Source organism: Enterococcus sp. C46 (assembly GCF_040887565.1).
GTDB classification, from domain to species: domain Bacteria; phylum Bacillota; class Bacilli; order Lactobacillales; family Enterococcaceae; genus Enterococcus_B; species Enterococcus_B lactis.
Window position 1 is genome coordinate 527,443 of record NZ_JBFOGA010000001.1, and the last position, 19,344, is coordinate 546,786.

At 39.8% G+C, this 19,344-nt stretch carries 14 protein-coding genes; all 14 read right to left on the minus strand.

Features of this window, described 5'->3' with window-relative positions:
* Nucleotides 1-5: 5 nt before the first annotated feature.
* Nucleotides 6-3,434, minus strand: a complete 3,429-nt coding sequence (locus AB3I27_RS02625; RefSeq protein ID WP_104771526.1) for a pyruvate carboxylase — start codon at nt 3,432-3,434, stop codon at nt 6-8.
* Between the two features lie 25 nt (nt 3,435-3,459).
* Nucleotides 3,460-4,623, minus strand: coding sequence for an FtsW/RodA/SpoVE family cell cycle protein (locus tag AB3I27_RS02630; RefSeq protein WP_002309450.1), 1,164 nt, complete (start codon nt 4,621-4,623; stop codon nt 3,460-3,462).
* Between the two features lie 2 nt (nt 4,624-4,625).
* Entirely contained in the window at nt 4,626-4,928 is a 303-nt protein-coding gene (locus AB3I27_RS02635) for a YlaN family protein (protein ID WP_002292202.1), read from the minus strand.
* An 85-nt stretch (nt 4,929-5,013) separates the two neighbouring features.
* Complete coding sequence (recQ, locus tag AB3I27_RS02640) at nt 5,014-6,813, minus strand: DNA helicase RecQ (protein ID WP_104771525.1); 1,800 nt, start codon at nt 6,811-6,813, stop codon at nt 5,014-5,016.
* Between the two features lie 258 nt (nt 6,814-7,071).
* Complete coding sequence (gene typA / locus AB3I27_RS02645; RefSeq protein ID WP_002292204.1) at nt 7,072-8,901, minus strand: translational GTPase TypA; 1,830 nt, start codon at nt 8,899-8,901, stop codon at nt 7,072-7,074.
* A gap of 166 nt (nt 8,902-9,067) precedes the next feature.
* A complete protein-coding gene (locus AB3I27_RS02650; protein WP_002309455.1) occupies nt 9,068-9,835 on the minus strand; it encodes an inositol monophosphatase family protein in 768 nt (255 codons plus the stop codon).
* 5 nt (nt 9,836-9,840) lie between these two features.
* Nucleotides 9,841-10,116, minus strand: a complete 276-nt coding sequence (locus AB3I27_RS02655) for a UPF0223 family protein (RefSeq protein ID WP_002292206.1) — start codon at nt 10,114-10,116, stop codon at nt 9,841-9,843.
* Between the two features lie 200 nt (nt 10,117-10,316).
* The gene (locus tag AB3I27_RS02660; RefSeq protein WP_002309457.1) at nt 10,317-10,919 is read right to left on the minus strand and encodes a hypothetical protein; all 603 of its coding nucleotides are present in this window, start codon (nt 10,917-10,919) and stop codon (nt 10,317-10,319) included.
* A gap of 162 nt (nt 10,920-11,081) precedes the next feature.
* Nucleotides 11,082-12,488 (minus strand): dihydrolipoyl dehydrogenase, encoded by a 1,407-nt coding sequence (lpdA, locus tag AB3I27_RS02665; RefSeq protein ID WP_002289686.1) that lies wholly within the window; start codon nt 12,486-12,488, stop codon nt 11,082-11,084.
* Between the two features lie 7 nt (nt 12,489-12,495).
* Entirely contained in the window at nt 12,496-14,139 is a 1,644-nt protein-coding gene (locus AB3I27_RS02670; RefSeq protein WP_002309460.1) for a dihydrolipoyllysine-residue acetyltransferase, read from the minus strand.
* 24 nt (nt 14,140-14,163) lie between these two features.
* The gene (locus AB3I27_RS02675) at nt 14,164-15,141 is read right to left on the minus strand and encodes an alpha-ketoacid dehydrogenase subunit beta (RefSeq protein WP_002292208.1); all 978 of its coding nucleotides are present in this window, start codon (nt 15,139-15,141) and stop codon (nt 14,164-14,166) included.
* A gap of 2 nt (nt 15,142-15,143) precedes the next feature.
* Nucleotides 15,144-16,253: a pyruvate dehydrogenase (acetyl-transferring) E1 component subunit alpha gene (pdhA, locus tag AB3I27_RS02680; protein WP_002309462.1), complete on the minus strand. Its 1,110-nt coding sequence runs from the start codon at nt 16,251-16,253 to the stop codon at nt 15,144-15,146.
* 461 nt (nt 16,254-16,714) lie between these two features.
* Nucleotides 16,715-18,139 (minus strand): PLP-dependent aminotransferase family protein, encoded by a 1,425-nt coding sequence (locus AB3I27_RS02685; protein ID WP_002320073.1) that lies wholly within the window; start codon nt 18,137-18,139, stop codon nt 16,715-16,717.
* Nucleotides 18,140-18,273: 134 nt separating this feature from the next.
* On the minus strand, nt 18,274-19,251 hold the full coding sequence (gene guaC, locus AB3I27_RS02690; protein WP_002309467.1) for a GMP reductase: 978 nt from the start codon (nt 19,249-19,251) through the stop codon (nt 18,274-18,276).
* Between the last annotated feature and the right edge of the window lie 93 nt (nt 19,252-19,344).

The window sequence follows — 19,344 nt, forward strand, 5'->3', positions numbered from 1 at the left end:
ACTTATTATTTTTCAGTCACTTCAATCAAAAGGTCGCCAGATGAAATCGTGTCTCCTGAAGATACATATACATGTGCGACTTCTCCGTCAAAACGTGCTTCGATGGCTGTTTCCATTTTCATTGCTTCAGTAATCATCAACGTGTCGCCTTTTTTGACGTTATCCCCTTTTTTCACTAATACATCAAGCACAGAACCAGACATCGTTGCTCCGATTTGTTCTCGATTTGTTGGTTCAGCTTTCAATCGAGTTTGGACCGCACTGATGATTGAATTATCTTTGATAGTGATTTCACGTCTTTGCCCATTCAAATTGAAGAACAGTACGCGATTTCCTTCGATATCGGGTTCTCCGATTTCATCTAAACGAATGATAAGCGTTTTTCCACGTTCGATTTGTACATTGATTGTTTCACCTAAACGTATCCCTTGGAAGAATGTTGGTGTATCCAGTAATGTAACATCGCCAAATTGATTGTACGCTTTTTGATAGTCCAAAAAGACTTGCGGATACATCAAATAACTTAATACTTCGTCTTGTTTTGGTTCATAGCCGATTTTTTCTGCCAATTCTTTTTTCACTTCGTTGAAATCGACTGATTTCGCCAACAGACCTGGACGTTCACTCAACGCGGGTCTGCCCTTAAGAATGATCTTTTGCAGTTTTTCAGGAAATCCGCCGACTGGTTGCCCTAGTTCTCCTTGGAAGAAAGTTACTACAGATTCAGGGAAACTTAGTGTTTCGCCTTTTTCATAGATGTCTTCTTCTGTGAGATCATTTTGGACCATGAATAGTGCCATATCTCCTACGACTTTAGATGATGGAGTTACTTTAACGATATCGCCAAACATCAAATTGACAGTATGGTACATTTGTTTGATTTCATCCCAGCGATGACCTAGTCCGACAGCTTTTGCCTGCTGCTGCAGATTCGAATACTGTCCTCCTGGCATCTCATGCATATATACTTCTGTTTCAGGAGCATTCAAGCCATTTTCAAATGGTTTGTAATACATACGCACATCTTCCCAATAATGGTTCAATTTCTGTGCATTTTCAATTGTGATTTCTGGCAGCCGTGGCCCATTGACCAGCGCATAATACAAGCTGCTCATGCTAGGCTGACTCGTGTTCCCACTCATTGCACTCATTGCTACGTCAACGATATCTACTCCTGCTTTTGAAGCAGCGGAATAAGTGATAATCCCGTTTCCACTAGTATCATGAGTATGCAGATGGATTGGCAGATCCGTCGTTTCTTTCAATTCACTAATCAAGCGATAAGCTGCTTGCGGTTTAAGCAATCCAGCCATGTCTTTGATTGCAATGATATGCGCACCCAGTTGTTCTAGTTCTTTTGCCATGTCTTTATAATACTGAACATTGTATTTTGCTCGGCTTGGATCGTTGATATCGCCAGTATAGCAGATAGCTGCCTCTGCGATTTTACCAGTATCCCGTACAGCTTGGATACTTTTTTCCATTTGAGGAGTCCAGTTCAGACTATCAAAGATTCGGAAAACATCAATCCCTTGTGCTGCTGCTTCTTTGACAAATTCCACCAGTACATTGTCAGGATAATTAGAATACCCAACGGCATTTGATCCCCTGAAAAGCATTTGCAGCAATGTATTAGGCATTAAAGAACGGATTTTTCTCAATCGTTGCCAAGGATCTTCATTCAAAAAGCGGTAAGCCACATCAAATGTTGCTCCCCCCCACATCTCACTTGAAAAGAGTTCAGGAAGACCTTCTCCCATTAAGCGTGCAATCTGCTTGAAATCCTTTGTCCGAACACGAGTTGCTAGCAGACTTTGATGGGCGTCTCTAAATGTCGTATCCGTCAACAATAAATTTTCCTGTCCTTTGATCCATTCGACCAAAGCATCGGCACCATTTGCATCTAATACGTTCTTAGCCGTTACGTAATCAGTTCTTGTGATTAGATCTTTAGGCATACGTGGTTCTTCATAAAATGGTTTTTCGCCACTTTCGATACCTGGAAAACCATTGACAGTAATTTCACCGATATATTTCATCGTTTTATTTCCGCGGTCTCGTAGTCGAGGAAATTCAAATAATGTTGCTGTACTATCGATAAAAGTTGTTTTTGCATTTCCTGATTGGAATTCAGGATGTGTGATGACATTTAGCATAAATGGAATATTTGTTTTTACTCCACGGATCCTGAATTCTTTCAAGCAACGTTCCATTTTCTGAATGGCTGTTTCAAAAGTAGCGCCATGCGTACATACTTTTACTAACAATGAATCAAAATACGGCGTCACCACATAGCCAGCGTAAGCATTCCCTACATCCAGACGTACGCCAAATCCGCCAGGTGAACGATACGTATCGATTTTTCCTGTGTCTGGTAAAAAGTTATTCAACGGGTCTTCCGTAGTGATTCGGCATTGAATAGCTGACCCATTCAATTTGATTTCTTCTTGCTGAGGCAATCCGATTTCTTTATGCAAATCTAGCCCTTGGGCAATCAATAGTTGCGTTGTCACGATATCAATATCTGTAATCATTTCTGTGATCGTATGTTCCACTTGGACGCGAGGATTGACTTCGATAAAGTAAAAATCATCTCCTTCAACAAGAAATTCTACCGTACCCGCATTGACATACCCAACATGTTTCATCAATTGGACAGCTGCCTGACAAATTTTTTGACGTTGCTGTTCGTTCATAGAGACACAAGGCGCTACTTCTACTACTTTTTGGTGGCGACGCTGAACAGAACAGTCTCTTTCGAAAAGATGGATGACGTTTCCATGTGTGTCACCAAGAATCTGTACTTCGATATGCTTAGGATTGGCGATGTATTTTTCAACATACACTTCATCGCTACCAAAGGCAGCTTTTGCTTCGCTTTTTGCACGTTCGTAACCTTCTCTTGCACTCTTTTCATCATGAGCCACACGCATTCCGCGACCTCCGCCGCCTAGAGCTGCCTTGATCATAATCGGATAACCGAATCGTTCAGCAAATTCCAATGCATCGTCTACAGAAGCGATTGGACCATCTGTACCTGGAATTGAGGCAATTCCTGCTTCGATGGCTGCAGCTTTTGCTTTGATTTTATCTCCAAAAATATCCAAATGATGCAGTTTGGGTCCAACAAAAGTGATGCCCTCTTCCTCGCACCGTTGCGCAAAATTCAAGTTTTCCGATAAAAGACCATAACCAGGATGAATGGCATCAGCCCCGCATTCTTTCGCGATCGAGATGATTCCTTCAATATCTAGGTACGCATCAATCGGTTTTTTTCCTTGTCCTACTAAATATGCTTCGTCCGCTTTAAAACGGTGTACGGAATATTCATCTTCTTCTGCATAGATTCCAACAGTTTTAATTCCTAATTCTGTACAAGCACGAAATACACGTACAGCGATTTCACCCCTGTTAGCAACTAAAACTTTTTTCATCGAACCACTCCTACATCTTTTTTTATTATAAACCTAAGCTCTTGCGTTTTTCATCCGCACTAATGTTAAGGACAAAGCCGACACAGATCGAAAGCATCAGCAAACTGGATCCTCCTTGACTTAAGAATGGGAATGTAATCCCTGTCAGAGGAATGACACCAGTGATTCCTCCCAGATTGACAAACACTTGGATCAAAAACATTGCGCCGATCCCAATGCACAAAAGCGAATTGAACGGATCTCTTGAACGAATCCCTACAAGAATAATGCGCACGATCATAAAGAATAGCAACGCTAATATCAAAATCCCCATAATCACTCCGAGCTCTTCCACTACGATTGCATAGATAAAATCGGTTTGTGCTTCTTGTAAAAATCCCTTTTTCTGGATACTGTTACCTAACCCTCTGCCAAATAACCCGCCATTGAACATGGCATAGTAGCCGTTAACTAATTGATGGCCTTTATTTAATTCATCCGAGAAAGGATTTTGGTAAATAGCAAAGCGATTATAGATATACTGTAAACGCCCAGGCAAGATTTTTCCGTTTGTAATATTGATTAGCCAGATCGTAAAAGTACTTAAACAAAAACCGCCTACTCCTACAATCAAAGTATACACATAATTGACTCCGCTGGCTAAAAGCAGAACCAAAATAATCAAAAAAATAACTGCCGCATTCCCAAAATCGGGAAGGATAGCGACCAAAGCAGTCAGTCCGATAACCATTGCAAGTGGACGTTTTACAGTCCCTAGGAAATCTTTTTGTACACTGTTTTGCCTTTTTGATAAAGTCAGAGACAGATACCAGATAGAAATAATCTTTAGGTATTCGGCAGGTTGGATCGAAAATCCTGCAATTTGAAGCCAACCTTTTGCACCATTGATTTCTTTACCGAAAAACACAACGATTAGCAGCAAAATCGTCAAAACCGCGATGGCTGCCATGATTAAACGCTGGTTTTTCAAAACATCTGTTTTCATTTTGTAGAGTAGTGCGATAGCAATCAAGCTGAGCACCCAAAAAATACTTTGGTTAATGACTGATGCGGACGGATTTTGTCCGTTTTCTAATAATAGATACGACGTAGAACTATATACCATGATCAAACCCAAAACACATAAAATCAAATAGGGAATCAAGATACTATAGTCTAATAGATGCCTTTTTTTTACTTTCTTAGGCAAGTCTATTCCTCCTTGCCAACTTCTTTTTTATCATAATTTTCTTGGTAAACCTCACTGTATAACTGATTCAATTCTCGTTCCAGCTCACTTAACATCAGCTGCCCCTCGTTTTTTTCGATTACTCCTATACGAACAGCAAACCCGACTTGCTGGGAGAAACCGTACATCTGTGTATCTACCACTTCTTCGAAGGCTTTGCATTGCGAGATACAGAGACTGTTATTTTGGTTTCGGATTAATCGTTTGATCCGTTCTGCTTCATCATTTAATACTTGGATCGCAAGTTTTTTCGACAAAGAATCCATCTGTGCTTACCTCCCGTTCTAATTCCTCAATTATAACATATTTCATTTTCATAGGGAGCAAAAAAACAGATTTAACCAGTTGTTTTTATTCATTTTTACGTAATGGTCCTTCTTGCTTATCCAGAACATTAGGATCCATATTTTTTATCCGAGATAAAAAGGCTTCTCCGTATTTATCAAGCTTGCTTTGACCAACTCCCTTTATCTGAAGCATCTCCAGTCTGCTTGATGGACGTATTCGGCTCATTTCTTTCAAGGTGGAATCTGAAAATACGACATACGGGGGGACGCCTGCTTCTGATGCTAGATCCGTTCGAAGTTCCCGCAACACTTCAAATAGTGTATCGGTCTCTTCATCCGACAGCTGCTGGACTTTCTTGGGTTCCTTTCGATAAACAGCTTCTTGTCCTTTTAATACTTGGATCCCTCTTTCTGTTACTTTCAAGATAGGATATTCTCCATTAACGGTCAGAAGATAGCCATTCGATATCAAATATTCAATCAACTGCATCGTTTCTTTTTGCGATTGATTTTTCATCAGTCCATAGGTAGATAAACGTTCAAACCCTAAGGCTCGCAGCTTTTGTTCTTTCGATCCTGCTAAGACTTTCATTAGCATCTGCTTGCCATAATTCTCCCCCATACGTTTCAAACAAGAAAGGACCATCTGTGCTTGTGTCGTTACTTCTACTATTTCTCTGTCATCTAAACAGTTACCACAACGATTGCACGGACTGCTTGTCTCGCCAAAATAGTTTAGGATGTATTGCTGAAGACAGGATTCTATATACGCGTATTCTGTCATCGCTTTTAATTTTTCATATTCTTTTTGCTTTTGCTCCTCTTCTCTTTGGGACTGCTGGATAAAAAACTTTTGGACCTGAGTATCTTGAGGAGCGAAAAGCAGGATGGCTTCACTGGAAAGACCATCTCTTCCCGCACGACCAGCTTCCTGATAGTATGCTTCTAGAGAGCCAGGGATTTGATAATGGATAACAAAACGGACATTGCTTTTATTTATGCCCATGCCGAATGCATTGGTCGCTACGATTAGCTGTAAGCGATCGTATAAAAAGGCCTCTTGCATTGCCGTTCGTTCATTCTCATTTAGGCCACCATGATATCTGCCTATAGAAAATCCAAATTTTTTAAGCAAATGATAGATTCGGTCTACTTCTTTTCTCGTCGCTGCATAAATAATACCAGATTGATTTTTGTTGATTTTCAAATACTCGACTAGATACTGTTCTTTTTTTTGGTCTTTCACTACTTGAAAGCGGAGATTTTCCCGTTCAAAACCAGTCTGGATGTGATTGCCGTCAGGGATTTTTAAAAGTCGTTTTATGTCAGCGGCTACTTGTATAGTTGCTGTAGCTGTCAGTGCAACAATAACAGGTCGATTTGGCAGTTGATTTAGCTGTTTCGCCATTTGTAAATAACTTGGACGGAAATCATGCCCCCACTGAGAGATACAATGCGCCTCGTCAATGGCAATCATACAGACGTTCCATCGATTCATCGCTTGAATGAAATCCGGCATGATAAAACGTTCTGGAGCAATATAAAGTAAACGATACTGCTGCCTATCGATTTCTTGAAAGCGCCTAGCTGTTTCGTAACCATCTAACGAGCTATTGATAAAAGTGGCGGGTATACCTAATTGATTTGCTGCATCCACCTGATCCTTCATCAGAGAGATCAAAGGGGATACAACCACAGTAAGCCCATCTAATAGTAAAGATGGAAGCTGGTAACAGATTGATTTCCCACTTCCGGTAGGCATGATCCCTAATACATTTTCCTGATCAATGACTTTCTGGATAATTTCTTTTTGACCAGGTCTAAACTTATCATAACCAAAGTATTGTTTTAATAAGTCGTTCATCTTCCCGCTCCTTTCCCTTGCCATTTTACTTCGGTTTTCACCGAAGGACAAGTCGGCCCTCTCGTGAAACATAAGTGCGATATGAAACAAAAACACGTCGGAGTTAAGTTCTTTAAAAGTCTTTAAAATGTCTTTTGGCGTATTTTCTGAATTTATGTCCATTGACAACGATGACTTCTCCACAGAAATGAGTTTGACAAAAAAAGAAACCAGCTATTTTTTATAACAAGCTGGTTTCTCTCTTCATCCTTTTACAGATTATTTTTTCTTTTTAGATGCTTTTTCACGAGCATTTTTCTCTAAAATTTGTTTTCTCAAGCGAATGCTTTCTGGTGTTACTTCGCAATATTCATCATCATTCAAGAATTCCAAAGATTCTTCCAACGTCAATTGTTTTGGTTTTTTGATGACAGATGTTTGGTCTTTAGTAGCAGACCGTACGTTTGTCATTTGTTTTGCTTTCGTGATGTTGACAGTCAAATCATTATCACGGCTGTTTTCTCCGATAATCATTCCTTCATATACTTCTGTACCTGGTTCTACGAAGACTGTACCGCGTTCTTCGATACTCATGATAGAATAGGTCGTTGCTTTACCGGTATCGATTGAAACAAGCGCACCTTGGTGACGTCCACCGATTTGACCAGGAAGCATTGGCAAATATTGATCAAAAGTATGGTTCATAATTCCGTAACCGCGTGTCATTGAAAGGAATTCAGTTGAATAACCGATCAAACCACGGGCAGGGGTCAAGAATGTCAAACGGATTTGTCCGTTTCCTGTATGGACCATATCTTGCATTTCACCTTTACGTAAGCTCAAGGATTCGATGACACTACCCATGTATTCTTCTGGTGTGTCGATTTGTACGCGTTCAAACGGTTCGCATTTTACACCGTCGATTTCTTTTTCAATAACTTCTGGACGAGATACTTGCAATTCGTATCCTTCACGACGCATGTTTTCAATCAAGATAGACAAATGCAATTCTCCACGACCAGAAACAGTCCAAGCATCTGGAGAGTTTGTTGGTTCAACTCGTAAAGATACATCTGTTTGAAGTTCTGCCATCAAACGTTCTTCAATTTTACGAGCAGTTACATATTTACCTTCTCGACCGGCAAATGGTGAATTATTAACTAAGAAAGTCATTTGCAATGTTGGTTCGTCAATGTGAAGGATAGGTAACGCATCTTGATGATCCACAGGAGTAACTGTTTCACCGACAAAGATGTCTTCCATACCTGAGACAGCAATCAAGTCTCCAGCTTTTGCTTCTTGAATCTCTAGACGTTTTAGTCCAAAGAAACCAAATAATTTCGTTACACGGAATTTCTTAACTGTTCCGTCTAATTTAATTAATGCTACTTGGTCGCCTACTTTGATTGTTCCTCTAAATACACGTCCGATTCCGATACGACCTACATAATCGTTGTAGTCAAGTAATGAAACTTGGAATTGTAATGGTTCGTCGCTATTATCGACAGGAGCAGGAATTTTTTCAATGATCGTGTCAAAAATAGGTGCCATTGTTGGTTCTTGATCTGCAGGGTCGTCTGATAAGCTTGACGTACCATTCAGTGCAGACGCATAAATCACAGGAAAGTCTAACTGATCATCATCTGCTCCCAATTCGATGAATAGTTCAAGTACTTCATCAACGACATGCTCAGGACGAGCAGAAGGTTTGTCAATCTTGTTTACGACAACGATTGGTGTGATATGTTGTTCCAATGCTTTTTTCAATACAAAACGTGTTTGAGGCATTGTTCCTTCATATGCATCTACGACCAACACGACGCCGTCAACCATTTTCATGATCCGTTCTACTTCGCCACCGAAGTCCGCGTGTCCTGGAGTATCCATGATATTTACGCGAATTCCTTTATAGTCTACAGCTGTGTTTTTGGCTAAAATCGTGATACCACGTTCTTTTTCTAGCGCATTTGAGTCCATCGCACGTTCTTGCAATTGTGTATGTGCGTCTAATGTATCTGATTGTTTTAACAGTTCATCAACTAATGTTGTTTTTCCGTGGTCAACGTGGGCAATAATTGCGACGTTACGGATATCGTTTCTATAATTCAATGTAACTAACTCCTTTTTTATTGGTTCTTTATGACAGGGCAAATTTTACTCGACTGCTAATTATAGCAGACTTTTTTCATGAAATATAGTAAAATGTTTTCATTTTTTCGAGAAAATTAATCTTTTGCCCGTTTTTATCATCTTTGTGAATGTTTTCTACCTTTTTTCAGCCTTCTTTTTTCAAAAGGTCTGCGATTTCTGCATATGCACAAGGAGTCCCTGCTAAATAGTATTCCCTTTTATCAAAGGTCAATGGAGTGCCAAAAAGACCGCTTGTTACCATACCAAACTCTTCCAATAAGACATTTCCCGCTGCATAATCCCAAGGGCTGAGGTTCGAAATGTAAGCAATATGGTTTCCTTTCAAGATTGCGGCTAGTTCAAGACCTGCACACCCGTACATACGTGTTCCCATGCTGCTTTCCGCAATCTCTCGGATTCCATATTTATTATGACCGAAAAGATAGCTATTCACACCAAGTAAGCCTTCTGATAAAGATTTATTTGCTGGTTTAGGCATTGGTCTATCATTTTTGTAAACACCTATTCCTTTTCCACCCCAAAAAAGCTCATTTCTCATGACGTCATAAATGAAACCAAGTTTTCCAACGCCGGATTCATAAACAGCGAGCATGATACAAAAATTTTCCCCTTCAATCACGAAATTCAATGTGCCATCAATAGGATCAATGATAAAGACTCTTCCATCAAGATCTGCTAGTTGATTATACCCTTCTTCTTCTGCCAATATTTTCGCCTCTGAATCATAGGAATGGATTTTTTCGATTAGAAAATTCTGGATGTTACGGTCAACATTTGTCACTAAATCCGTTCGATTTGATTTTTGCGAGATCGTTAATGTTTGTTGAGAAGATTGGATTTTCTCACCAGCTTCTTCAAGCCATGATTTGATATGATCAATCATCTGTTCCATTTATCTCACCCGTTCATTCTCAAAGTTTTGTTTGGATTTTTTTTTGCTTGCTGCACTGTACGATATAAGGAGTACCCGGAAGCTTTCTCAAATTCCCGACCCAATCGTTTTTCTTCTCCGATGGATTTGACAACTGTTTTGAACTGCTGATAGGTCTTCAAAAAAGCTTCATTGTTTATCCCTTTTTCGTTCGCACGTTCCAGATCTTCCCACATCTTCATTACAATGACCATTTCATCTGTTGTCCAGTCTAAATCAAGTGGATACTGATATTCTTGCATCTTCAACTCTCCTATTTCATATTCTTCTTTAGTGTAGCATAGGAGACGGTAATAAACCAAGAAGTAGTCGTATCACAAGTTTACATAATTAAATTATTGATAATAAAAAAAGAAATAAAAAAGGAGACTGAAAACTTACTCCTTTTTATCATTCTTATCTATTATTAAGTTTCTTCGTATTAATTCCAAAAAAACTTGATTTATCTTAGATGATCACGTGTAAGATTGCTTGTTTTTCTACTCTTGGCGAGTAATTGAGAGTTAATCACTCGGATTGTCTGGCCGTTTTTGTTTTTTTCTTCCATTTGACGTTCTGCTTTCCTTCTTAGCCTTTCTTGTACTCCATTATTTATAAAAATTTTTTCTTCATTGATAAGTTTATCAAAGCTAGGGTTCATGATTTCACGAAGGGTATGATCTTGATTTTTAGCGTATGTTTCCCATAATGTATTACTTGCTTCTATATCAGATTGTTCTCTAAGCGCTATAATCGTATTTTTTTTATACCAAATCAATTCAGAATCATCTGCAAATACTACTTGGCTTCGTTCAATTCCTTTACCTTTACGCTCAAGTACCTCGAGCAAAGAAGGTCCATCGATATTAGCATTTCGGAGCATGATAGTTTCAATCTTTGCGTATTTCTCGGAATCTGCGTCAAACAAATCAGACAAATGATCAAAGAAGCGCTCTTCAGTTCTACGAATCAATTGTCTAATCTGTTCTATTTGTGGTTGTTGATCAAGTGATAACGATGGGTCAATTTGGATGCTTGCGCCTACCTCAGTTCCTGGAATTTTCATTTCTAACTTCCTTCTTTCCCATTTGATGGATTACATTACTCAAATATTTCTGTTTATTTTTTATGATATCAGTTTATGTAATAAAAATACGTACCATTATTTTCCAGAAAAAGAAAAAAACGCAACTGATTTCTCAGTTGCGTTTCGCCTATATTATTCAAATCAAATATGAATTGGCAAGCCTAATGCTAATTCCGAAGCATCCATGACGATTTCGCCAAGAGATGGATGCGGATGAATCGTCAAGGCGATATCTTCAGCATTCATTCCTGATTCGATTGCTAAAGCTAATTCAGAAACCATATCGCTTGCACCGACTCCCCCGATTTGTGCACCAATCAGCACGTTATCTTCAATCGTCGTAACTAGACGGATGAATCCTTCTGTTTTACCAAGCGATAATGCTCGACCGTTCCCTGAAAATGGGAATTTATATGCTTTTGCTTCGATACCAGCATCTTTTGCTTCTTTGATCGTCATACCTACAGAAGCCAATTCAGGATCAGTAAAGGCTACTGCCGGCATTGCTTTATAATCTACAGCTACTTTTTTGCCAGAGATTGCTTCAGCAGCGATTTTTGCTTCATAACTGGCTTTGTGTGCTAATGCCGCCCCTGGAACGATATCACCGATGGCATAGATATTAGGTACGTTCGTACGTCCTTGTTTATCTACCGTGATCAATCCTCGTTCTCCTACTTCGACGCCTGCTTGTTCTAAGCCCATATCATCCGTATTCGGACGACGACCTACAGTGACCATCACATAATCAGCAGTAACGGATTCTTCTTTCCCATCCACTGCATATTTCACTGTCACGCTGTCGCCGTTATCGACTGCTTCTTTCGCCATTGCATTCGTTACGACTGTTACGCCTTTTTTCTTGAAATCATCTTCTACTAATTTTACTAAATCTTTTTCGTAAGTTGGTAAAATTTGTGGTGAGCCTTCAAGGATCGTTACTTCTGCTCCTAAGTTTGCGTACGCTCCGCCCAATTCGGCACCAATCACACCGCCACCGATGATCACAAATTTCTTAGGTACTTCTTTCAATGCTAATCCGCCAGTAGAATCTAACACACGTCCTCCGAACTTAAATCCTGGAATCTCGATTGGACGGGAACCTGTTGCGATGATTGCGTTATTGAACGAATAAGTTTGAGCTGAATCTGGATGAATGACGCGTAGTGTGTGATCATCTACGAAGAACGCTTCTCCTTCGATTGTTTCAACCTTATGTTTTTTTAATAGGAAACCAACACCAGAAGTCAACGTATGAACAACTTTGTTTTCTTTCCATTCTTGTGTTTTCGCAAAATCTAGTTTGACATTTTCACTAGTTACTCCAAACATTTCAGAATCTAGTGACTCTTGATAATGGTGTCCTGCAGCTATCAGTGCTTTTGAAGGAATACAGCCGACGTTCAAACAAACACCGCCAATATACTCTCTTTCAATGATTGCTACTTTTTGTCCCATTTCAGCAGCGCGGATGGCAGCTACATAGCCACCAGGTCCCGCACCGATTACAACTGTATCTAATTCTACAGCAAAATCTCCAACTACCATTTGTTTATCATCCTTCCATCATTAATAGCTCTGGATCAGCTAAAAGACGTTTGATATTATTCATTGCTTGTTGCGCAGTTGCTCCATCTACGATACGGTGATCGAAACTTAATGACAGTTTCATCACACGACCGACAACGATTTCGCCTTCAGCATTTACGATTGGTTGTTGTGCAATCGTTCCTACACCTAAAATAGCTACTTCTGGATAGTTGATGACTGGTGTAAACCAACCGCCACCTACAGATCCGATATTGCTGATCGTAATCGTTCCATTGCGCATATCTTCTGCAGATAGTTTGCCGTCATGAGCTAATTTTGCTTTCTCATTGATTTCGTCTGCAATAGCAAACATTCCTTTGCGATCTGCATCTTTCACATTTGGTACATATAGTCCGTGATCCGTATCAGTTGCAATACCGATATTGTAGTAATGTTTATAAACGATTTCTTGGTTTGCATCGTCGATAGATGCATTCAATACTGGGTATTTCTTCACAGTCGCTGTTAAAGCTTTCACGACATATGGCAAGAAAGTAAGTTTCGTACCATTTGCAGCAGCAACTTCTTTAAATCGTTTCCGGTTATCCCATAGTTTAGACACTTCTACTTCATCATGCAATGTCACGTGTGGAGCTGTATGCTTACTGTTGACCATTGCTTTAGCAATAGCTTTACGTGTTGGTGTCATTGCTACACGTTCTTCCAAATCTCCTAAGTTGGACTTGAATGGTTTTGCTGTTGCAGCTGGTTTGCTTTCTGCTGCAGCAGCTGCTTCTTTCGGCGCTGCCGCTTCTGGCGCTTCTGATTTCGCTGGTGCACTGCTTGGACCACCTGTCAAGAAGTTTTCGATGTCCTCTTTTGTTACTCTGCCACCTTTTCCAGTTGCAGTTACTTGTGAGATATCTACATCTTTTTCGCGGGCAAATTGACGAACAGATGGCATAGCCAATACACGTTTATTGGGATCGGCAGCTTCAACGACACTTGCTGAACCTGATGTTTCCACTTTTTCTTTTGGTGCTTCAGCTGATGGCGCACTAGTTGATGGTGCACCATTGTGTCCAGGAGCATCGATTTCTACTAACACGTCCCCAACATTTGCTACTGTGCCTTCTGGGACAATCACGTTTTTAACTGTCCCGGTTACGGGTGACGGGATTTCTTCTACTGATTTGTCGTTTTGAACTTCTAATAATGTATCATCTTCATTGATTGTATCTCCTGGTTTGACGAACCATTTGACGATTTCACCTTCTGCAATTCCTTCACCGATATCCGGTAACTTGAATTGGAAGACTCCTTCGCTTGACGATCCAGCTGATTCTGTATCAACAGTTGGTTCAGCAGCCGGGTTAGCTGGAGTTTGGGATTCTGCGGCTACACCACTGTCCCCTTCATTGTCTTCGTGTCCTGGTGCATCAATTTCTACCAATACATCCCCAACATTTGCTACTGTACCTTCTGGAACAATGACATTTTTAACCGTTCCTGTTACAGGTGAGGGGATTTCTTCTACTGATTTGTCGTTTTGAACTTCTAATAATGTATCATCTTCATTAATCGTATCTCCTGGTTTGACGAACCATTTGACGATTTCACCTTCTGCAATTCCTTCACCGATATCCGGCAATTTAAATTGATAAGCCATGACTTTGTTTCGTCCCTTCTTTTCTTAAAATTCCGCGATTTCTTTTACTTTGTCTTCGATATCTTTTGCGTTTGGCAACCAAACATTTTCTGCTTGACCAAACGGGAAGACTGTATCAGGTGCAGAAACTCGTCCGATTGGGGCTTCTAATGAAAGGATAGCGCGTTCTGAGATCTCAGAAACTACTTGCGCAGCAACACCCGCTTGTCGTTGTGCTTCTTGGACAACGACTACGCGACCCGTTTTTTCCACGGATTGAATGATCGTTTCTACATCTAATGGCGCAACTGTACGAAGATCAATGATTTCAACAGAGATATTTTCTTTTGCAAGATTATCTGCTGCTTTGATTGCTTCACGCACCATTGCCCCGTATGTGATAACAGATACATCTGTTCCTTCACGAGTAACTGCTGCTTTGTCCAAAGGAACTTCGTAAGCTTCATCCGGCACTTCTTCTCGGAATGAGCGATATAGTTTCATGTGTTCTAGGAAAACAACTGGATCGTTACTTCTAATAGAAGAAATCAATAGTCCTTTTGCATCGTAAGGATTTGATGGGATCACTACTCGAATACCAGGAGACTGGGCAATCAAACCTTCTAAATTATCTGAATGCAGTTCTGGTGTATGAACACCGCCACCAAATGGTGAACGGATCGTGATTGGTAGATTTCTAGTACCGCTCATTCGATATCTTGTACGAGCCATTTGAGCTACTACTTCATCCATTGCTTCGAAAATAAAACCAAAGAATTGGATTTCAGGAACTGGACGAAATCCTTCCAACGCAAGCCCAAAACTCAACCCTGCGATTCCAGATTCAGCTAAAGGAGTATCGAATACTCGGTCTTCTCCGAATTTTTCCTGCAATCCTTCAGTTGCCCGGAAAACTCCTCCGTTTTTCCCAACATCTTCACCAAAAACAACGACATTCTCGTCATTTTCTAGTTCAAGTGCTAAGGCATCGGTGATTGCTTGGATCATTGTTTTTTGTGCCATGATTATTTCGACTCCTTCGCTTCATAAATTGCAATTTGTTCTTTGATTGATTGTGGAGATACTTCGAACATGTTTTTCAAGAAATCTGAAACCTTTTGTTTTGGAACTTTGTCGGCTTCTGCGATAGCTGCTTTGATTTCTTCTTTAGTTGCTTCAATCACTTGTTCTTCTTTTTCTTCAGACCAAAGTCCTTTTTCCGTCAGATATTTACGGAAGCGGATCAATGGATCTTTTCTCTGCCATTCGTCATCTGTGTCTTTTGTACGGTAGCGTGTTGGATCGTCCCCAGATAGTGTATGGGGTCCGTAACGATAAGTCAGTGTTTCGATTAGGACTGGTCCATTTCCGCTGATCGCCCATTCCCGTGCCATTTTAGATACAGTATACACTGCAAGCGGATCCATTCCATCGACTTGAATACCTGGAATCCCAGCTGCGACAGCTTTTTGTGCAAGTGTTTTTGCTGCGGTTTGTTTTTCACGAGGTGTAGAGATCGCATACCCGTTGTTTTGGATATAAAACACAGCATTTGCATGGTAAGCGCCAGCGAAATTGATTGCTTCGTAAAAATCACCTTGTGATGAACCGCCATCACCAGTATAAGTGAAGACAACATTTTTCTTGTTGCGTTTCTTCAAACCTAATGCAACACCGGCTGCTTGTACATATTGTGCACCGATGATGATTTGTGGTGGTAGAGCTTTCAATTCTTCTGGATAAGAATTACCTGCAGCATGTCCTCTAGACCATAAAAATGCTTGGGATAAAGGTAAACCATGTTTTACTAGTTGAGGGACATCTCGATAACCTGGAAGAAGAACATCTTCTTTATCAAATGCATACGCGCTGGCCAGCTGACTTGCCTCTTGTCCTGCAGTTGGTGCAAAAAAGCCTAGGCGTCCTTGGCGGTTCAGCGCTGTGGAACGTTGGTCTAATACACGAGACCATACCATGTGAGTCATTAATTCAACGAGTTCATCATCGGATAAATCAGGTACTAAATCTTTGTTAACTACGTTTCCATCTTGATCAAGTGCTTGATATACTGGGAAATCTGCATTGACTTCATCTAGCAGTGCTTGGAAGTCGATCGGTGCTTTTTTGTTTGCCATTTGTCACACATTCCTCTCTCATCTATAAGAAAATCTCTTCATTCTGCGATTGAAACAGCGAATAAAACTGTATCACTATTTAACCGTCTTCATTAATAAATTATCATGGATTTATGAGAAATACAAGCTAAAAGCACAAATTTTCACGATGAAAGGAAATTATGTCAATCCGCATATTAACAGCTTTAGTGAATATAATCACAATTAGGAAAGCGTTTTATATTTAGGCTGTGTTTTTTCTATTTTCTAATCAAACTTACAATGATCTGTTTCTATTTAGAAACGCTGGTGTTATACAGTTTTGCTGCAACTATTTATTTTCTTAAGACATCGTGAATGGCTATACAAAGAGTGTATTTTTCTCTAATACTTTGCCTCGTCTTCTTTTTACGAAAAAAAAAGAAACAGCCGGAAATTTAAATCCCAGCTGTTATATTCTTTAATCTTTTTACTTTGTGAAATTATTCTGTTAACCACTGTTCTAAAATTTTCATCTTTGAATAAAACAACGATATGTTGGCTTCATCTAGACGACTGTAATTGATTCTGATTCCATTTATATCTTGCCCAAAAAGTAGACTTGGTGCGATTCCTAGACCCAAATCTACTACTTTTTCTGCTAGTTGGGGGTCCAGCTTTTTTCCATCCCAAGTGATCCAAGCATAATAACCACCTAAAATCGAATGAAGCTTGAAAAACGATTGAGACTCCGCCCAAATGCTTATCAGTTGGCTTTTTTCTTTCAATTTTTTTCTTACATCCAACATTTTCAAATCAATTGCTTCATCAAATACATTAGCGGCCGTGATTTGTGTAAGGATGTTCATCGAAAACTCCATCATTTCTTGCGCTTTAGCTAGTTGCGAGATAAAGGCCTCTGGTCCGATCAACCAACCGATTTTCGTTGTTTTTCCTAAAATTCTAGATAACGAACCGACATATAATACATTATCCGGATCAATCGTTCGTATAGGAAGAACTTCATCTTGGTTTAGAAATGAAAGGTCCGTAAATACATCGTCTTCAATAATTGGAAGCCGATACTGCCGACACAATTCTACTAGCTTTTCTCGTCGCTTTTGACTCATCACTTTTCCTGTAGGGTTTTGAAAATTGGGGTTGATCAGCACTGCTTTCAATTTATTTTTATGGATCGATTCTTTCAGTTTTTCTAAGTCGATCCCTTCTTCATCCATCGGTATCCCAAATAAACGCGTTCCTGAAGCTTTGAAAAGAGGTAATCGGTAAAAAAAAGAAGGTGACTCTACAGCTATCCCCTCTCCAGCAGAAAGAATCGTTTGTAAGATCAAAAAGATTGCTTGCTGACCACCACCAGTCACCAGAAGCTGGTTTAGGGAAAAGGTCAGTTCAAATTTACTTTCCAAATACTGTTTGATTTTGTTACGTAACGGAGTATAGCCTAAAAGATCCATTTCTTTTTCTTCCACTAAGATTTCTTCAAGAGAATAAGAAGGAAACTCAAAATTCGGCAAAAGCTCATCTGGCATCTCACTCGCATATAAGTCAAGGAACAATGTTCTTTGGCTCTGCTTTGCTTCTTTTATTTTTTGTTCATACCAATCCGTCTGTTCATAGCGAGGTGAGATCATTTTTCGCCAATCGATTCTTGGAACGGCGAATTTCCCCCATTCAGTCTGATTGACGAACCAACCGCTACCACGTTTACTTGTTAATACGCCAAGCTCTCTAAGTTCTTCCAATGCATGAACAACGGTGGAACGATTTACACCAAAAAATTGCCCTAGTTTTCGTTCCGATTCAAGTTGATCTCCAGGATTGATTCTTCCACTTTCGATTTCTCTCATGATCTGTTCCATGATTTGACGATAAATCGGTCCTTGTTTTTTCTCTACTTTTCCCCACATAGTCCTCTCTTTTCTGTTGTCCATTCTTTCTATTGATTTTACCGAATTTACGAGAAAAAAGAAAAGCTTTTTTTGCAAAACATAAAAAACGGAAGGTTCTGTTATGAACCTTCCGCTGATATTTTACTCATTATTTAGATCGTATCTCCATTAAAAATCGAATTTTTCACGATGACATAATCAACTTTCCGAATGGATTCCAGATCTCTTCCTCCAGCATACGAAATAGATGACTGAAGGTCTTGTTGCATTTCCACTAGTGTATCTTTCAAAGATCCTTTATGTTGGATCCAGATTTTCTTTCCTTCAACATTTCGTTTTTCACCTTTTTGGAATTCTGAAGCAGAACCAAAGTATTCTTTATATACAATTCCGTTTTCGACTTTTGTTTCGCCAGGAGATTCCTCGTGACCGGCAAACAATGAGCCAATCATAACCATTGTCGCTCCAAAACGGACAGATTTTGCAATATCGCCATGTGTTCTGATCCCACCGTCAGCGATGATCGGCTTACGAGCTGCTTTCGCACACCATCTAAGAGCGGCCAGTTGCCAGCCTCCAGTTCCAAAGCCTGTCTTGATTTTTGTAATACATACTTTTCCTGGACCAATCCCGACTTTTGTTGCATCTGCACCCGCATTTTCCAATTCACGGACGGCTTCCGGTGTACCAACATTACCGGCAATCACAAAAGTTTCAGGCAAATATTTTTTAATATGCTGGATCATATCAATAACTGAGTTAGCATGTCCATGTGCGATGTCGATAGTGATATAATCAGGATTTAGCGATTCTTCTGCCAACTTCTCTATAAAGGAATATTCCTCTTTCTTGACGCCAACACTGATTGAGGTAATCAATCCGCGCTTTTTCATTTTTTTGATAAACGGAATTCGGGCTGCTTCATCAAACCGATGCATGATATAGAAATAACCATTTTCCGCTAAGAATTCTGCAATCGTTTCATCAATAATCGTCTGCATGTTGGCAGGCACTACTGGCATTTTGAATGTATGTTTACCTAATGTGACCGTTGTATCACATTCAGAACGGCTATTTACGATACATTTATTAGGAATTAATTGAATATCTTCGTAATCAAATACTTTCATTACATTATCCTCCTGATGTTCACATCCAGCAAAACACGAACATTATTAATTTAATCAGGGCTTTTTTTAGCGCCCTATGTAATTTAACTCAAT